The sequence below is a fragment of the Gammaproteobacteria bacterium genome, from assembly GCA_041395725.1.
In the GTDB taxonomy this organism is placed as follows: Bacteria; Pseudomonadota; Gammaproteobacteria; order Pseudomonadales; family Pseudohongiellaceae; genus NORP240.
The window spans coordinates 220,009-237,530 of record JAWKZW010000001.1 but is presented as its reverse complement, the minus strand read 5'-3'; the positions used below and the strand labels follow the sequence as shown (position 1 = coordinate 237,530).

The window sequence follows — 17,522 nt, the reverse complement described above, 5'->3', positions numbered from 1 at the left end:
ATAGACCCGGGGCAGGGGATTCAGGGTATCGAGGAAGGGCCGTGACGGGCACTCATCACGCTGGTCTCTGCTCAGCGTGATATCTCGGAAATCTTGGATCCCTCAAAGGTGAGGTTATACATGAAACCCCGGTTCGAGAAGATGAAGCCGATAATCGGGTCCTGGATAGAGTTGGAGCTGATTTCTTCGGCGGCGCCAAACTCAATCAGCGCGATACTGCCGTCTACGCCAGCTTCCCAGCCATTGCTGTTTCTGAACCTGTCCAGAGCCTGCTGGTCCATGAACAACACAACCTGAGATTTTATCTGGGCCCCGAATTGAAAACCGATGGAGCCCGATGCGGTGTTGTAGTAGGCAACCGGCTGTCCGCCCACCAGCAAGGCCCCTTCGCCGTACTCGCCCCCGATGCCGATGCCGGCCTTGAGCACTTTGGGGAATACCAGCATACCGGCAGCATCCTCGGCGAGAATTTTTCCGGCGGGGGATTTTTCATAAAACTCCTGCATGGCGACTCGCACGTTGGCATCGATTTCCGCCTTGGAGTCGGCCAGGGCAGGAACTGAAAGCAGCGCCAGCAGGGCCGCCAGGAGAAGGCTTGGGAATTGCTGCATGGTGTTACCTGTCTGAATAGTGAATCTCCCGGCCAGTATTCCCCATCTCCGGTCAGTCGGTCAACCGTGACACCGCCAGGCAACCGGATTTATCGTTGCAACGTTGCAAGGCAGCAGTGCATCACTCAGCGGCTAGACGAGTACGACATCTCCGCGCATACTGTAAAACACGAATAACACCTCTTCCTGTTCCCGTTGCCCGATATTGTTCTTTTGCAATGCTGCCAGGGCGTCATCCAGCACGGCCATAAACTCAGTGGCTGAGATGTTCATTCCCTTGTGGGCCGCCAGCATATCCTTGCCTTCATAAACGTTCGGTCCACCCGTGCCACTGATGAAGAAAGTGGCCGCGTTGTGTTTCAGCTTGTCGATATCGGAATTGGCGAATCTGTTGGAAATTGCAGGGTTGACCAGGTGAATGTCGACCAGATCGCCCGCTATGCGGGTGATGCCCTCGCTACCGCCCAGGCGCTCGTAGAGTGAAGCAGACATAAAATTCTCCTGTTGGTTATGGGTTGAGCAATTGGTGCCCTGGGTCATAACGGAAACCCAAGGATCTATGCGATGATTGGTTTTATAATCCGAAACGGGTCCAGTCCTATAGTCTGCGTCTGGCGTGTAAGCAGGCATTGAAAATTGCGTTTGAATATTCATGGAAACTGAGAAACCCATAAAAATCCGCCTGGCGGGCGGGCTGCGGGTTCTGGTGGAGGGGAAGCCGGCAGCTCTGCCTCAGTCCCGTAAGACCCGGGCATTGCTGACCTTCCTGGCACTTGAAAACAGGCCAGTCGAGCGCGCCGAGCTGTGCGAGTTACTGTGGGAGAACACCGATGACCCAAGGGCTGCTTTGCGTTGGAGCCTTTCCCGGCTGCGAGCCATTACGGGTGGCAGCGAAAAGCCTTGGCTGAAAGCGGGCACCGATTCAATCGGAATCGATTCCCGCCTTGTCGATGTTGATATTCTCGGGGTAAGCGGGCTTCTTGACACCGGCATAGCGCACCTTGACCGGGATGAGCTGCTGCTTCTGGAAAAGAGTTTCGCGCCTGCCGGCCTCGGCAAACTGGTGGATGTGGGTGGGGTGAGCTTCAATCTGTGGCTTGAAACCGCCAGAACCACGATCGCGCAGCTTCACCTGCGTCTGATACGGCAGTTACTGCTAAGAACTGATCTGGAAAGCGAACAGCGCCTTTACCTGGGCAGCCGCTGCGTCGGTCAGAACCCGCTGAACGATGCTGCCAACCTGGTTTATCTGCAGGAATTAAGCGCGCAGCAGGGCACCGGGAATGCGCGCAAGGTGTTTCAAAGGGTTCTGCATACCTATCGCCAGAATGGCCAATCCGAGTCTGCGCTGGTTGCCGGCTGGCAAGGGTTGGCAGGAAAATCCCGGGCTGTTTCAGCCAGTGAACGGGAAGCGTGCTTGTTCGGCGAGGGCGGGTACTGGCCCGCCCTGCCGGAAAAGCCCTCCGTCGCGGTGCTCGATTTTACCTGCTTCGGCAACCATGAGGGGGGTGACGTGCTGGCCAGAGGTCTTACCACTGACCTGAATTCCAGATTGGCGCGACTGCCTTATTTTTTTGTTATTTCACGGGCTTCCTCAACAAGATTCAGCGCTGATTCCTGTTCGCCCCAGGAGATAGGTCGAAGATTAGGCGTCAGGTATCTTTTATCAGGCTCGACCCAGCGCGGAGACCGGCGAGTAAGAGTCACAGTCAACCTGCTTGATGCCAGCAATGGAAAGGAAGTCTGGTCGGAGCACTATGATCGGGAACTGGATGATCTGTTCAGTGTTCAGGACGAAATCACCGGCGCCGTGATCGCAGCCATGGAGTCTGCCATTGAGCTTGAAGAGGCGCGCCGTTCTCTGATGAAGCAACCAGAGAATCTCAATGCCTGGGAGTATTTTCATCGCGGGCTCTGGCATAGTCTCCATTTCCAGCCGGCCGAGAACGAGACAGCCAATCACCTGTTTTCCCGGGCAATCGAACTGGATCCTTATTTTTCCAGGGCCCACGCCGGGCTGTCTTTTACCCATTTCTCACGCGCCTTTTTGAACAGCGCTGACAACGTGAATGATGAAATTGCCAGGGCAGCCGTTGCCGGTCAGGCCAGTGTAGACCTGGATCCGCGGGACTCCATGGGTCACTGGTCATTGGGTCGCGCGCTGTTTCTTTCGCGACAGCATGATCAGGCGCTGGCCTCCATTGATCAGTCTCTGTCCATCAATCCCAACTATGCACAGGGCCATTACGCGCGCGGTTTCATCGGCATACACGCCGGTCAGGACGAAGTGGCGCTGCCGTTTCTGGATTCCGCGCAGCGACTCAGCCCGTTTGATCCCCTGCTGTTTGCCATGAAGTCCAGTCGCGGCATTTCACTGGCTCATCAGGGTCGCTTTGAGGAGGCAGCTGCCTGGGCGTTGCGCGCGACCCATGAGCCGAATGCCCATTTCCACACCTATGCGGTTGCGGCCGGATGCCTGGAATTGGCAGGTCGACGTGATGAAGCCCGCGAGAAAGCCGGTTGGGTAATGTCCCGACGACCGGATTTCAGTCTCGACGTTTTCAGGCGCAGCTTTCCCCACAAGGATGAGTCGCGGCGCCGACACTTTATCAACGCGCTAAGCCGGGCGGGGATTCCCGGTATCGTTTGAAAAATATCCACTTCCCTGGCGTTACTTGAAACCAGCGACCTGGAACTGTCTCGCTGGGCTACCCCGGTCAAATACCCGGCTGCTTAGACGATGAGCCGGGCTGCCAGCGCAGGTGACTTATCGTCATTTGAATGCAGTTTTCCTGGTTTAACCGATTGATTTTCGAACTGGTGGTTTATTCGGTGAGTATCATGAACGTCCAGGATGTTCGGGCAATGCCAGAGAAATGGGAATCGGGCCTGGCAAAAAGCCAAAGCGGGAACTGGCTCGATTAATTCAGAGTACAGAAGGGAATTTTGACTGTTTTGCCACGGCGCTCGACAGTCAAAGTGATCAAGTGGGGGATCGCGCTATTGCCTGGAGACTTCTTCGCGACCGCGATCCAGGAACTCGAAAAACCCCTGGTTATTCCGCCGCACGGCGGTGGCAGAGGTTGCCAGCATCAGGTAGAAAACGGTGAACACCAGGTATTCCGCGCCGATGCTGACCAGCAGTATTGCCGCCAGGGTTGTAAGCAGTACCAGCACGGCCACAATCCAGGCAGTGTACTCCCAGCACACCAGCGCCCGCCTGGAATACTGCCGGATTCCGGGTCCGAAGCGCAAAGCGCCGATACCGATAATCAGAAAAAATACGGCGTCGCGCAGGAACAGGGCATTGCGCAGGCTCAGGTTTCCATTGGCGCTGATCAGCCCCAGGGCGAAGGCAGTGCCCAGGCAGGCAGCCGCAGTGGCCAGAATGCCAACGAAGACGATGAACAGTCCATAAAATTGCAGGTTGGAGTTCTTCATGGTGTGAACTGAGTGTTGGGGCTGGGTTAACGGAGTGCCGACTTTTCTTCGACCCTGCCATTATACTCCCAGGACCAACTGCCGCGAAACTTTCGTCGTCTGCTAGCGACTATCGCTCGACCCGGTAAATCAGATCCACACTCTGGTATTCACCGGTTTCTGCCTGCAGGGTGAATCGTTCGGTCAGGAAATAGTCCAGGGCCAGCTTGGACTGGTGATCGAAGATGCCGAAGCCATAGCGGACAAAGATATCCGGGGTGAGGTACTTGCCAACCGTAAGAGTCGTGTTGTTGATGCTGCCGGTATTGGTTATTGCCAGTGAGTCCAGGCCCAGCTGCTCCCTGACCTGGTTGGTCAGCCCCTGGCTTCTGCTCAGCCCCAGCCGCGCTATGGATCCCAGCATAGCGTCGCGGTCCTGCTCGCCCTGTCCGATCTCGGAGAAAGGCTTGCCGGTCGCCAGAATCGCGATTATGTCACTGTCCGGCAGGGCGGGCGTTGAGAATAATTGACTGCGGATGTTTTTCAGGGTCCCGTTCATCAACACGCCGACAGTCGTGTCTCCCACCGTCCGGGTTGCGCGCATGTCCAGGGCCGGGTTGTCCATGGCGCCGAAGAACAGCAGCTTGCCGCCCCGGATCTGAAGCGACTGGCCGTACATGCGGTAATCCCCCTGAACGATCTCCAGTTCACCGTAAGTGAGGTTGGTGCCATTTTCCCGTTGCTGGACGTTGAGATTCCCGGCCAGGGTGGAGGTGAAGCCGAAGGCCCTCAGGCTGACATCCTCTCCAAGGAGGATGTTTACATCAGCGACTACCGGAATATTGAAAACGCTGCTCTGCTCGGAAGCGGTGGTAGCCGCAAGGTCGGGCTGTTCAGCGGGATAAGCGACCACCACGGCATCTCTGGAAATGTCCACCGCCTGCTCAGGCAGTTCCCGCAGGACAAGGTTCAGTACCGGGATCGTCAGATTGCCGGATACATTGATGCGTTCGCTGTCGGCGGTGGCTTCCAGCTCTGGAGAGATAGCCAGCTTGAGATCAGGCAGATTCGCCAGCGTGAACTGCTGGCCGGACAGACTCGCTTCCAGGTGCCGGGTTGTTGCGAACGGGGTCACTATCCGTCCGGAAAGAGCCAGGTCTCCCGTTCCGGAAACCGCACTGGCCGATAACTCGATCAACTCGTTGCTGTCACTCTTGAGTTGTGTGTTGATTTCGGTGAAGTCCACCCCGAGAGCTGCCAGCTCCAGCCGGCCCTCCGCCAGCTGAATATCCAGGGCCAGTTGTGGCGATTCCAGGCTGCCACTCAGATCGATTATGGCACCCAGAGACCCACCGAGGCTGGTCGCCGCCGGAACAAAGGCGCCGAGCCAGGCGAGGTCGCCTAGGGAGGCATTGACGGTTGCTTCCAGGTTACCGTTTTCCGCCAGACTGCCCCGGGCATCCAAAGAGCCGGCGGGCGTGGCAAGCCCATCGCCAGCGTTCAGTCTTCCCAGCCCGGATGCAGTGGTAAATTCCCAGCGCCGGTCCGCCAGGCTGGCAGCCAGGTTCGGCTCCATCAGCAGCCAGGTCTGGGTAACTGGCTCGGCAGATTCGGACGCTGCCGATTCCTCCGTGCTTGTGGAACGAAGATCGATCGAGACCGCACGGGGCAGCACCTCGATGCTGATGGCAGGATTAGATTCCTGTGCCAGCGTCAACGCCAGCTCCGCGTCGACAAAACCGGTTACCCTGACAGCTTCCGGCAGTCGCGGGATGGCCAGCGGCGGGAGACCGGATTCTTCCGGGAGGGAATCCGGCTGGTTGAAAATTTCCAGGGAATAATCGTTGACGCGGCTGCGCAGCTGCGTGACAGGATTCGTCGCCCGGTCCAGCATGGAAAAGTCCAGGCAGATCGAGGCGTCATTCTGTGCCCAGCAATTTTCAGCGACGCGGATGGCTTCGGAAGTCACCGAGATGGCGGTGGCGGCAGTCGTCCGCCATTCTCCAATCGGTGTCTCCAGCGTGCCTTGATCCAGCTGCCCCTCCCAGGCCAGTGCGGCCAGATCCGTGAAGCCGCCTGTCGCCGCAAGATCTGCATTACCGTAGCTGCTCAGAGCACGCAACGACAGTGCGTGACTGGTTTCGGAGCCACTGATCTGAAGGGTCAGAGAATCAATGCTGTCCACCCGGCTCTCGCTCTGCAGGCTTGCCCCGCTCACCGACAGCTGTCCCTGCAGCGTGCCGTCCAGCAGCGACAGCTCAAGGCCAAGACTGTCGATGGCATAGGCGTCGAAACGTGTGGAGCTAAGATCGACCGCCGCGTCCAGGCTCAGGTCATCCAGGGTTCCGGTCACTTCGCCGCGGGCAATCAGCCTGCCTGTCAGTCCCGCCATGAACTGATCCAGGCGCGGTGCGTTGATTTCCCAGCCGAAATCCAGCTCGTCTGCCAGACTGCCCGAAACGGAGAGTTGATTGTCCGCCGTGGACAGATTGACTGAGTCGAATTGCAGGCTGCCATCCAGGTACTCCACTTGGCCATTGCCCTGGAAAGGATAGTCGCCGAATTCTCCACTCAGCTCGGCTACCTGCAGGGCTGCCTGTACACTACCGTCTGCAATGCTGAAGGTTGCCGCACCGCTGCTGATCAGATCCATGATCTCAAAAGGCAGCTCTTCAGCGCCGTCCTCCCTGAGGCTTGCCAGATGCTCCAGTGGGGCGGTATCCGACAGTCGGTATTGCAGTGCCCCCGAAATGGTGCTGCCCAGATTAATAGTGACTGATCCATCGAGTCTGCCGCTGCTGGTGATGACGGCAATGGGATCTACGATCAGTTCATCCTCCAGTAAAATTGCCTCTACTGAAACGCTGGCCGCTGGCGCCAGGTCACTTTCTATGTCCATGGCAAGCGAAATTTGCAGTCGATCCAGGCTGCCACGGGACAGGAGACTCAGTTCGTTTAACGTCAGTGGTGTGCCGGTAAGGGTGGCCGGTAAAATCAGCGAGTCGCTGTTGTGGGTCAGGTTGAGCGAGAGGGCATTGGCGTTGTCGGTGACGCCGACATCCACCAGTCCCTGGCTGGACAGCAGAAAAGGCTCTCCCAGTTGATGGGAAACCTGCAGTTCTGACAGGTCGCCGCCCAGGATCAGGCTACCGGCAGCGGGCCCGGAATCCGGAAAGATGTGCGGATGGTACTGCCAGTCGAGATTGACCTGCAGTGGTAAATACCCGCTCAGCGATAGGGACAGATCCCCCGTTAAGTCTGCAAGCTCCGAAGTCAGCGCCAAGTCGGAAACGTTGAGTTCCTGCCCCGCCAGAGCAACCGAGAACGTGACACTTTCAAGTTGCAGTTCCTGCCCGGTCTGGCGGTACTGAAAGCGGTCCAGGGAAACCTGGTCAAACTCCAGTGTAACGGGCAGCGGATTGAAGGTCAGCAGGGGGTCGCCGGGCTGTCGGCCTGGCGGCGAGGAGGATTCTGCGGGTGTAAATTCCAGCCGCGTATCGGACAGCCGGAGCATCGACACCGAAACCCGGCGGGACAACAGCGCCAGGAGATTCCAGTCGATGTCAATCTGCGCCACCGATACCTGCAGGGTATCGCTGCGGTAGTGGACCTCCCGCAGTTGCAGCCCCCTGGCCAGGGTGCCTGCTGTCTCACCAAGGGTCAGCTGCTGGCCAGGCAGATTATTTAATTGTTCCACCGCGCGGGAAAGCACCCAGCTGCTGCCTCTCTGGGTACCCAGTGCCAGGCTGATGACAGACAACACTGTCAGCAGCAGGGCCAGCAGAAAGAGCGACAGTCCGACTGCCAGTTTCCTGATTTGCAGGGCTCGCCAGTTCACAGGTCTGGCCCCATGGTCAGGTGCAGGCGCAGGCGGTTGTCGTCGTCGAGGGCTGAGGCGAGGTCAACCCGCACGGGTCCCAGTGGCGAAAGCCAGCGCACGCCTATGCCGACACTTTTCTGCAGATCGATATTGTTTGCATCCAGGAACGCGTTGCCCGCGTCGGCGAACACGGCCAGTTTCCAGCTCGGCAGTATATTGAAGTCATACTCGATTCCGGCCACCAGCAAGTGCTTGCCGCCAACCAGTTCACCGGAATCATCCAGTGGTGCGAGAGACTGGTATTTGTAGCCGCGCACCGTCTGGTCGCCACCGGTAAAGTACTGGATTGAAACGGGCAGGTCCTCAATCGCGTTCGTGACCGTGGTGCCGCCTTCAAATTTGAACAGAATTCTGCCAGGTCCCAGAGGATTAATCAGTTTGCCACCAAAGTGCAGCTGCAAAAAGGAATCGGTGGACAATAGAGTGTCCGAAGCTCCGGTCAATTGCGCATACAGGTTCCAGCCTCGCTCGGGATACAGTGCGTCGTCCGCTCGCGTGCGCGAAATGCTGACGCCAGGAATCAACAGATCGGTAACCTCGTCGGTGTCGCCGATGGTGGAGCGGTCATGTTGATAGTTCAGGAAATAGGCCTGTCGCCAGAGCCAGCGGTTTATAAAACTGTAGCTCGCTCCCAGCTTGGCAGTTCGAGAGACAAAGGTGTCGGTGTCTTCGCGCTGCAGGCCACTGGAAAAAACCAGCTGCTCGGTGGCCGGATTCTGCCAGGGAACCGTGTAGCTGACATTAAGCATCTGCTGAACGGGTGAGCCGCTGGACTTGACGTCAAAACGGTGTCCGCGCTGGTTAAGGTAGCGGTCTTCATAGTCAAGACGAACCCGGGGCCCGATATCCGTGGTGACACCTACGCCGGTGGAATAGATGCGCCGTGGCCTGAGTTCCAGCCCCACCTGGATGGGTACGCCCTGATCAACGGCCTGCTCCAGTGCGGGGGTCACATTCACGGTGCTGAAGTAATAACTTTCACTAAGCACATTGCGCAGTTCGATCAGACTGCTTGCCGAGTAGGGGCTGCCGGCCTCAAAGTTTATGTAGCGCCTGATAAAATCTTCCGACAAGGCTTCCAGGGGTTGAAGAGCAATTTCCCCGAACGTGAAGCGCTCGCCAGGCTCAAAGTCGATGTGGATTTCCGCCGTATTGTCCTGCAGGTTCAGGCGCAGCTCGGAGGCGTTAAAGCGGGCGAGGAAGAAACCCAGCTCCACTGCCCGGGAACTCAATTCTGCTTTGGTTCGCTCGTACAAAGCATGGTTGAGCTGATCGCCCTCTTGAATTGGAAGGTCCTCCAGGGTTTCGGCAAACAGTTCCGGCTTGCTCGCTACCCGAATATTGATGGCGGCGACAGTAACGGGCTGCCCGGGTTCCAGTGAAACCTGCAGCCCCCAACAGTCTTCTTCCTCGATGAAGTAAGTCTCTTCAGTGAGGAAGTAATAGCCCAGAGCCCTCCCGGCCCTGACTATCTGCCGGCGAATGTCGGGTAGAAATCTGGTGAGGTCCCGGATCGGGGTCTCACAGGCCTGATCAGGAAGCGCCACCAGCGCACGAATATTGGATTCAAGTGGCGCAGGTGCGCCGTCCATGCGCAGCGCCGGCGCCTGGGCAGAGACCGGTGTGCCGGTCAGCAATAGCAGGCAGGCGGCTGCAAGCCGACACAGATACTGCAGTCGGCCTCTTTTCGCAAGGCCGCGGAAACCTGCAATGAGGTAGCTTCTTATCATGTTGTTCAATTTTACCCTGTGCTGCCAGCAGCGGAGGCGAAAAGATCCATCACTGGAAGTACAAATCGAAACTGGACTATCAACGCCCTGGAGACTGGCGAACACGGAGTGTCCGTTGAAATAGCAGTAGACTGACAGAATGAAGAGTTTAGAGCATTAGAAAAGCTGGTCAACTGTCTGGCAGCTACAGTGACACGGGAACACGTTGAAGGGGCTAAGGCGATTTAATTATCCGGGAAACTGCGCCGGCAGCGCCACTCTGTTTAACAGGGATTCGAGCGGCATGGCCGGCAGGGGCCGGGTTGGTAAGAAAAAGCTGTTAAATGGAGTCAGAAAAGGATTATTGATTAATCCTCGAAAATCAGGTTGATCAGCAGGTGGCCTTCCAGGCGGGCCATAATTTCCGGCGCCTGGTGTTTTTGGCCCGCCCGAAGTTTCTTCTCGATCCAGCGCTGCCAGCGTTCGAGGAGGGTTCTGGTGAGAGTTCTGTAGGGCTCGCCGCCTCGCATGGCGAGACCGACCAGTTCAAAGAACAAGTGGAGCAATGGTTTCACTGCATCGCTGCGACCGGCATCGACTAAAGTGTTGAGAATCTGTTTTCCGGACACGCCATCAGCGGGCAGGAGGGTGTCCAACTCCTGCTCCAGCCCGTCCGCGATGAACATGAGGGACTCATGGATGAGAGCCTCCTTGCTTTCGAAATAGTACAGCAGCATCCGATTGCTCAAGCCTGCGCTCGATGCCAATGACCTGATTCCGCTGTTGCCAAATCCCTGCACTACAAGGTGATTGGCAACGAGTTTCGTAATCTCGGCGCGTTTCCTGTCGTTGTTTGTTCGGGAGTTCACTCGTATCCACGTCGGTTGCGTACGCGTGTGTAGTGTAGCCGCAACCTCCGTGCAACGCTATAACCTCCAGCTAATCATCAGACGAGCTCAGACCTATCCGACACATCGAACACTGATAAATTAACAATAGTGGATTTTCCTTCCAGGAACTTTCCAATCTCGGCGACTTCCGGTGATAGAAGGTGAGCATCGAAGTCACCACGCGATTTCCAGTGTTCAAATAGATGCAGGATCTTTGAATTCCCGACATCAACACTTAGCTGGTACTCCAGGTTGCCCGAGTGACGTTCACGTACGGTTTGAGCAAAGTTAGCCAGTGCACTTAGTGGCGGCGTTCCGTCCTGCCAATCAATCCTGCCTTTAATCACGATCATGGTTGACTCCGTGCTTGCGGAAAACTCATGGAATGTACCATACGGTACATGTATTATTTGAGCAAGCTTTTTATGTACCAAGTGCTTCAAATGTAGCTATGTCCTCCTCACCGGGCAGGTAATGATCTTCGGTTTTACGCCTTGTTGATTCTGGTCAAATTTAAAGTACCGCGATCTGAGCCATCCTATCGGAAAGAGTATGATGGACTAATTTTGCTGTTGCTGTTGCCGACGCATCAGACACCGCAGGCAGAAACTCCGTATTAATAGAAGCAGATTGGTTTTCTAGGATTCAATCAATGGGGTCAGCAATAAATGGAGTCAGTACTGTATTTTTACTTTGATCCCAATTACCAGCGCCTTTTTATTTTGAAACTGCATCCACCAGGGCCGGTCTGGTAAGTCAGCGGGTTTGTCTGAAGGCCCCGTCGGGCGGGGCCTGTCTGGTGCCACTGCGTCGTTGTCGCGCCTGGCAAGGGAGTGACTATTCCCTGCGCACGACGCCTAGCAGTAGCGCCCGACAGACTCCCACAGAGCGTTGTGGTAATTAATCAGAGGCTCCCTAGGTCGGGCTCCGGGCAGGTAGACACGTAAGTAACCAGACAGGTAAGTTCCCCTGCATTGCTGAGCCTCTGCGCAGCAATACGCATAGGCCCCGTAAAGACAATCACCAGATCGCCCCTTACTCTTCATACAGCGGAGTTAACTGGCCACGATTCTCACCTTGGTCTACTAAGCCCCGACCACGCTCATTGTCCGCCGGAGCCAGGTGGGTGACAACTCGAGCTAGGGAGAACCGGCTGGCAAGTTTATCGCACTTGCTTCGGTAATAGGGCGTGCTATAAGCTAATGCGGTCGCTAACCCGCCTGTATCGGCGGCGTTGCAACCAGAGAACGGGAGACCCCCATGCCTTCAGCCAGATCCAGATTGCTCCTTCCCGGCCTTGCGCTGCTCACCTTGACGGGCCTGATTCACACCCAGGGTTATTCCCAGGACCCGGACAAGCAGTTGCCGCTGACCGCAGATCTATTCGATTGCCTGACTGATATGACCAAGGCGACGGCTGGTGATTTCTATGTGGATAACATCCTGGGTGACCTCGACGCTACGCTGGCAGTGGCGAACTCCCCCACCGGTGGCGGCTACCCGCCAGGTTCCGTGGTATCGCTGATTCCCACCGAGATCATGGTGAAGCACCAGGAGGGCTGGAATCCCGCGACTAACGACTGGGAATTCATTGAACTGGATGTCTCCACTGGCAACTCCGTATTTGCCGCCCGCGGCACTACCGAGGTGGTGAACCGTTTTGGAGATAACTGTTACGGCTGTCATCAGCTGGCACGGCCAGAGTGGGATCTGATCTGCGGAACCGGTCATGGTTGTGCACCGCTGTCCGTACCCAGGGATTTCATCCTCGGGCTACAGCTCAGCGACCCACGCTGCAGCCGAGAGGACTGACCCGACCGAGCAGCCGCGTCCGGATACCCTGGTTAAACCCGGTTCCGCTCGCTTGACTCTGGGTTCAGCAGCATTGGCACCCGCCAACTGTGACTAATGGAGTGATTAGTGAGGACAGACTTATTTTCTGTCCTTGTTTATTGTCGCCAGATAAATCCTGGCTAGAGAACGCGTCTGTCCCTATTTATCGCTGAATCTATGGGTTAGAAATTGACAAACGGAACACTGTATTTTTTCTGCGGCAAGATGGGTGCCGGCAAGACAACCAGATCAAAGGTGATGGCAAGCGAGGAGAATACTGTCCTCATTTCAGAGGATGACTGGCTTTCGACACTTTATCCCGACGAAATACGAACATTGGATGACTATCTTATTTATTCATCGAGGTTGAAGACCCTTATTGCGCCACACGTAACGGATATTAAAGTGAGCGATGATACCTGCCTGGAAAGAATCGCCAGGAGGCGAATTGAACAACCGGAGCGTGCCAGGCTCGATGCTCCGTCAGTTTTTAATGAACTGAACAGATTCTCTCAGGAACCGGGTGATCTTGAAGGACTCGACATCCAGACCATAGAACAGGAAGGGCAATAGAGCCTTTCGGGCCACGATTCATGCAGGCAGCTATTGCTTAAGGCGTTATCGGCCTCTAAACGACAATCGCTCGTCATGGGGCTGACCGATACTGTAGTGGTGAAGAACTTCAATCGCCTCGTTACACCGATCGTTCCGCTTCGAGATCGGCTCAGCTCGATTTTCCTTGATGTTCTGCCCAGCTAATTCACTGGTTATATCACTAGTGCATTAATGGGTGTCGTCTTTTATTGTTGTCCATCTATCGGTACCGGCTGGGGCTAACGGGTGTCCCTATGAACACCCATTAACCTTACCTATTGTTCCAGATCTAATCGACCAGCGCGCTATACACCAATGCCGCCAGCTGACCTCGTAGGGCGCCGGTTCCCGGTACCGCCATGTGTTGGGTCATACCGACGACCACGAGATCCTCCTCGGGATCGATCCAGAAAGTTGTGGCAGCGGCTCCACCCCAGTAGAAAGTGTCTTCGCTGAAGGGAAAGCCAAGCTGTCCTTGATCGTTGACCACCGCAAAACCCAGTCCGAATCCGGTTGCCGCGCTGAAGATCTGTTCTTCGGTGAGGTGATTGGACGCCATGAAATCGACAGTGCGTGGGCCTAGAATGCGTTCGCCGTTAAGTATGCCCCCATTCAGCATCGCCTGGACGAACTTCCAGTAGTCTTCGGCGGTGGATAGCAAGCCATAGCTGCCGCGATTGAAGCCATGGTCAACGGTATAGCTGTTCACCGACCAGGGCTGCACCAGCACGCCACCGGCCGGGTGGCCATATTCCTCATCGATAGGTACCAGCTGGCCGTCGCGCATCCAGTGCACCGGGCCGAGGCGTGCCGCGTTGTCGGAATCCACCCAATAGCCGGTGTCTGTCATCGCCAGCGGTTCAAAAAGCCGGGTAGCCAGGTATTCATCGGCGCGCATGCCGGACAGGACTTCCACCAGACGCAGTGCCACGTCCGGGCCCACGCTGTAGCGGTACTGTGAGCCTGGCTGGTTCATCAGCGGTAACTCGGACAGCAGTGACATCATCTCCTCAAGGGAGGTATCGGTATCGAATACGCCGGAGCCTACAAAGCGCTCATCGTATTCGCTGGTGCCCAGGCCATGAGACAGGCCGGCGGTATGACGCAGCAGATCCTGCACCGTGGGCTCCCGTACCATCGCCACGGTTTCGTCGAGTGGGCCATCCGGTGTGCGTAACACCCGCAGGTTTGCGAATTCGGGAATGTACAGGGAGACTGGATCCTGCAATTGAAACCTGCCCTCTTCATACAGCTGCATCAAAGCGGTTGTGGCAATGGCCTTGGTCATGGAGTAGATGCGAAAGAGGGAGTCGGTGCGCAGGGGAATCCCGCGCTGCACATCCAGGTAGCCCACCGCGCTGTGATGTACGATTCTGCCGTGGCGCGCCACCAGTGTGACGATGCCGGCGAGTTCGCCGTCGTCTACTTTCTGCTGGAAAAAAGTGTCGATGCGCTTTAGACGCTCAGCGTCGAATCCAACTTCTGCTGGTGCAACCACCGGCAGGTGGTCGTCGGCATAGAGCGGCGCGCAGACTACCGCGACTAACACTACTAAACTGCTTAGAAACCGTCTCAACAACATGGCTATATCCCTCATTATTTTTAGTTCTGATTGGCGCTACTGTTACCGGCACTTCTGCTGGAGCTACCGTTATCGATCCTGCTATTGGTAATGCGACCGTAAGCTGCAGATTCCCTTGCAACACTACCAGCTATGGTAGGCTGGTCGCTCATGAATCCGCCCTTACGATGGCTATTGAGCCGAGGAGGGCGGCCACTGCTTTCTGCAATTTCTAATTTTACCAGGGCGCCTCTGATTCGCTCTGGCCTTCAGACGAGGTCGCTGACAAGGCGTATTGCCGCCGGCATGCGTCGGCCTGTCAAGGCAGTGCAACGAAGCCAGCGGGCTTGCCTGAAGGCCTTGCCCGGCAGACTCTCGCAGAGCATTGTGCTAACTAATCAGAGGCTCCCCGGATAATGACATTCTTCAACAGATAGTGACAAGCTGATTTGCATGCCTGGTTGGAGAATCCGGGGCCATTCTGCAGCGAATACAGGGATCGAACAGTTGCTCCTATGCCTGCTAGCGGTTGCGCGGGACTCAAGATTACTCGGAAGGAAAAAAATGGTGATGACCGGGCCGGCTTTCAATGCGATTCAACAGCCGGGGCGGTCGATGTCCACCATAAGCCGTTAAAAAAGTCACACTCACTTTCAGTCATGGTGCATTGCTAATTCAGAGAGCGCTGCTGTTCATGCTGACAGGGTTATTCACCCACTGACAATGCAATAAGCGGCAGACCGGGAAGCCTGGTTGACCTTTTGTATCAACTGCAGACTTAGCCTGGATCATACACCAGGTTCCAGCCACGATTCAGGGTTAAATCCCGCTACACACCACACTCTTCGGCAGCTAAGTAAAAAAGACAAAGATCAGGCCAAGCTCAGGACATGAACCTCTGCTCTGACTGGTGTCTGGCTGCTTCTTTACTCAACCCAGAACAAGCAGAGCTCGGGCGCCAATGAACAGGTGCAACCTGGTTAATCTGTCGGGAACTGTTAGCGGGCTTCAAAGGATTCGACTCTTACAAACCTGGACAACACTCTCCTCCAGGGATAGCCTTATTGCTTCTTATGCCCTGCCAAGTTCCGCTCGCCCGGATAGTATGGTAGCCCCGCAGCCGTGTTAGTTGCCCGCATAAAAAGGGAGAATAAAATGAAGCTGTTCAACGGAATCCCGACTTGCCGGTCGGCGCTGTTTTTGCTGTCAGCCGCCAACCTGTCGTTACCTGCCAGTACTGCCCTTGCCCAGCAGTCCGGCACAACTGGAAATAGCGACGACTTCTACAGTCAGGTTGCAGAGCCACGCGGGCTGGGTGGTGTAACAGGCTATGGTAGAGGCGCCTCTTTTGTCGACATCGACAACGATGGGGATGATGACCTGTTTGTTGCCGATACGGATGGCCGCCTCTACGGCCGACCCTATGGCATGTCAATACTCTATATCAACGATGGTCGTGGTAATTTTATCCCGGGCGAGTTCAATTTGAATCCGGACGATTTTCTGGGGACCTGGGCTGGATCCTTTGCCGATTTCGACAACGATGGCGATCCTGATATGTTGGTAACTAACGGAGGCTATACGACTGACTCCACATTGGCCTTACTGGAAAATCGTATCAATCTCGGTCAGGGCTTCGTCAATGTTACTCAGCAAACGGGTCTGAGTAACCAGCAGGCAGACGGTGAGAAATACCGTTGGTGGGGAGTTTCCTGGGCCGACTACGACAACGATGGCTGGTTGGATGTTATCGTAACGCGGCTGAGACAAAGGCCTTTGTTATTCCATAACGAAGGCAATGGTCAGTTTACGGAACGGGGTGAGCAGCTTGGCCTGCGGGATTATGGGCACCGGGATGCTAAAAATCCGGTGTGGATTGACTATGACGAGGACGGTGATCAGGACCTCTACATAGCCGGTATCGACTGGCATGGCTTCTTCCGCAATGACGGCAATCGCTTTACAGAGGTTACCGATCAGGTATTTATTGCGCCATTCGAAGGCCGCAGTGGATTACCTGCGGTTTTCGCTGCATCGACCGCCGATTTCGACCAGGACGGGCATGAAGATCTTTATCTGGGGCGCTGGGAGTCCCAGGATTATGTGCTGTTCAGCAATGGGGATGGCACTTTTCAGCAGGTGGGTAGAGCCAACGGCATAGACACGGCCAATCTGGACAAATTATCGGCAACTGACATCAATCCCATGGTCAGCGAAACTCGTCAGCAGCGCCAGCAGCAACGGTTGAGCAGTGCCGACGGAAGAGAGGTTGACCTGGCACCTCTTGAAAACACGATGGGGCTGGGGATAGGTGACCTGTTCGATGACGGGTTTCCCGACATCGTGATCGGTAGCGGTGATCCGTTTTTCAACGCCGAGGACATCATATTCTGCAACCTTGGCCAGCGTCGCTTCGAACGATGTACCGAGCGATTTATTGAACCCGACGCCAGCCACAGAATGACCCGTGGACACGGTGTTGCATTTGCAGACATTAATCGTGATGGATTCACTGATTTCTTTTTCAACCTGGGTGGCCATCCACCCTTCGACTTTAATCAGAAAGCCGAGTCCCGGGAAACTAACAAGCTATTCATGCGACAGACCTCGAAGACCGCCAATGCAGCCTGGCTGACCCTGATCGGAACCCGCAGCAATCGTGACGCTATTGGCGCCCGGGTGGTCTATGGTGAGGGTGAGTCGCAGCGCTATCAATTCGTACGTTCAACAGGCGGGTTTCAAAGCCAGAACAGCAAAACCCTGTTACTTCAGCTTGGTGACCAGGCTTCCGTACCGGTCACCATCACCTGGCCCAGTGGCATGGTTACCGAGTTGACCGTGGAACGAGGTCAAACTCTTAGGATAGCTGAAGCACCTGTTGAATAAGGCGTAATCCTTGCTCTCTGAGCGAGACTGATCGTACCCGTCTCTTCCAAGACAGGCTGTGCAACCAGGTAGAGTTTGCGTAACATCTGTGCGCAGGTAAAAAGCTGGCAAGTATTGTCCATGCGGATTGAATGGCTG

At 55.9% G+C, this 17,522-nt stretch carries 12 protein-coding genes; 4 read left to right on the top strand and 8 right to left on the bottom strand.

Annotated features, from left to right (window positions below; all coding sequences use genetic code 11):
- Positions 1-71: 71 nt before the first annotated feature.
- Positions 72-611: a YSC84-related protein gene (locus R3F50_00980; GenBank protein MEZ5488878.1), complete on the bottom strand. Its 540-nt coding sequence runs from the start codon at positions 609-611 to the stop codon at positions 72-74.
- Between the two features lie 132 nt (positions 612-743).
- Positions 744-1,103 (bottom strand): group 1 truncated hemoglobin, encoded by a 360-nt coding sequence (locus tag R3F50_00975; GenBank protein ID MEZ5488877.1) that lies wholly within the window; start codon positions 1,101-1,103, stop codon positions 744-746.
- A gap of 160 nt (positions 1,104-1,263) precedes the next feature.
- On the opposite strand from R3F50_00975, the gene R3F50_00970 reads away from it, so the two are divergent.
- Positions 1,264-3,261, top strand: a complete 1,998-nt coding sequence (locus tag R3F50_00970) for a hypothetical protein (protein MEZ5488876.1) — start codon at positions 1,264-1,266, stop codon at positions 3,259-3,261.
- A 350-nt stretch (positions 3,262-3,611) separates the two neighbouring features.
- Here R3F50_00970 and R3F50_00965 read toward each other — a convergent pair whose 3' ends face one another.
- The 5 genes from R3F50_00965 to R3F50_00945 form a co-directional block, all read right to left on the bottom strand.
- On the bottom strand, positions 3,612-4,052 hold the full coding sequence (locus tag R3F50_00965; GenBank protein MEZ5488875.1) for a hypothetical protein: 441 nt from the start codon (positions 4,050-4,052) through the stop codon (positions 3,612-3,614).
- Between the two features lie 109 nt (positions 4,053-4,161).
- Entirely contained in the window at positions 4,162-7,869 is a 3,708-nt protein-coding gene (locus R3F50_00960; GenBank protein ID MEZ5488874.1) for a translocation/assembly module TamB domain-containing protein, read from the bottom strand.
- Positions 7,866-9,641: an autotransporter assembly complex family protein gene (locus R3F50_00955; GenBank protein ID MEZ5488873.1), complete on the bottom strand. Its 1,776-nt coding sequence runs from the start codon at positions 9,639-9,641 to the stop codon at positions 7,866-7,868. Before R3F50_00955 ends, R3F50_00960 begins: the two co-directional genes overlap by 4 nt.
- A 347-nt stretch (positions 9,642-9,988) precedes the next feature.
- Entirely contained in the window at positions 9,989-10,489 is a 501-nt protein-coding gene (locus R3F50_00950; protein ID MEZ5488872.1) for a TetR/AcrR family transcriptional regulator, read from the bottom strand.
- Between the two features lie 77 nt (positions 10,490-10,566).
- Positions 10,567-10,863 (bottom strand): antibiotic biosynthesis monooxygenase, encoded by a 297-nt coding sequence (locus R3F50_00945; GenBank protein MEZ5488871.1) that lies wholly within the window; start codon positions 10,861-10,863, stop codon positions 10,567-10,569.
- A 907-nt stretch (positions 10,864-11,770) separates the two neighbouring features.
- On the opposite strand from R3F50_00945, the gene R3F50_00940 reads away from it, so the two are divergent.
- Positions 11,771-12,322, top strand: coding sequence for a hypothetical protein (locus R3F50_00940; GenBank protein ID MEZ5488870.1), 552 nt, complete (start codon positions 11,771-11,773; stop codon positions 12,320-12,322).
- Between the two features lie 210 nt (positions 12,323-12,532).
- The gene (locus tag R3F50_00935; GenBank protein ID MEZ5488869.1) at positions 12,533-12,916 is read left to right on the top strand and encodes an AAA family ATPase; all 384 of its coding nucleotides are present in this window, start codon (positions 12,533-12,535) and stop codon (positions 12,914-12,916) included.
- Between the two features lie 310 nt (positions 12,917-13,226).
- On the opposite strand, the gene R3F50_00930 is transcribed toward R3F50_00935, so the two are convergent.
- Entirely contained in the window at positions 13,227-14,519 is a 1,293-nt protein-coding gene (locus tag R3F50_00930) for a serine hydrolase domain-containing protein (GenBank protein MEZ5488868.1), read from the bottom strand.
- Positions 14,520-15,653: 1,134 nt separating this feature from the next.
- On the opposite strand from R3F50_00930, the gene R3F50_00925 reads away from it, so the two are divergent.
- Positions 15,654-17,384 (top strand): CRTAC1 family protein, encoded by a 1,731-nt coding sequence (locus tag R3F50_00925; protein MEZ5488867.1) that lies wholly within the window; start codon positions 15,654-15,656, stop codon positions 17,382-17,384.
- Positions 17,385-17,522 lie beyond the last annotated feature (138 nt).

What these genes read in the sequence shown, in the direction of transcription:
- R3F50_00980 (MEZ5488878.1), bottom strand. Translation starts at nt 611, where the DNA reads ATGCAGCAATTCCCAAGCCTTCTCCTGGCGGCCCTGCTGGCGCTGCTT.
- R3F50_00975 (MEZ5488877.1), bottom strand. Translation starts at nt 1,103, where the DNA reads ATGTCTGCTTCACTCTACGAGCGCCTGGGCGGTAGCGAGGGCATCACC.
- R3F50_00970 (MEZ5488876.1), top strand. Translation starts at nt 1,264, where the DNA reads ATGGAAACTGAGAAACCCATAAAAATCCGCCTGGCGGGCGGGCTGCGG.
- R3F50_00965 (MEZ5488875.1), bottom strand. Translation starts at nt 4,052, where the DNA reads ATGAAGAACTCCAACCTGCAATTTTATGGACTGTTCATCGTCTTCGTT.
- R3F50_00955 (MEZ5488873.1), bottom strand. Translation starts at nt 9,641, where the DNA reads ATGATAAGAAGCTACCTCATTGCAGGTTTCCGCGGCCTTGCGAAAAGA.
- R3F50_00945 (MEZ5488871.1), bottom strand. Translation starts at nt 10,863, where the DNA reads ATGATCGTGATTAAAGGCAGGATTGATTGGCAGGACGGAACGCCGCCA.
- R3F50_00940 (MEZ5488870.1), top strand. Translation starts at nt 11,771, where the DNA reads ATGCCTTCAGCCAGATCCAGATTGCTCCTTCCCGGCCTTGCGCTGCTC.
- R3F50_00930 (MEZ5488868.1), bottom strand. Translation starts at nt 14,519, where the DNA reads ATGTTGTTGAGACGGTTTCTAAGCAGTTTAGTAGTGTTAGTCGCGGTA.
- R3F50_00925 (MEZ5488867.1), top strand. Translation starts at nt 15,654, where the DNA reads ATGAAGCTGTTCAACGGAATCCCGACTTGCCGGTCGGCGCTGTTTTTG.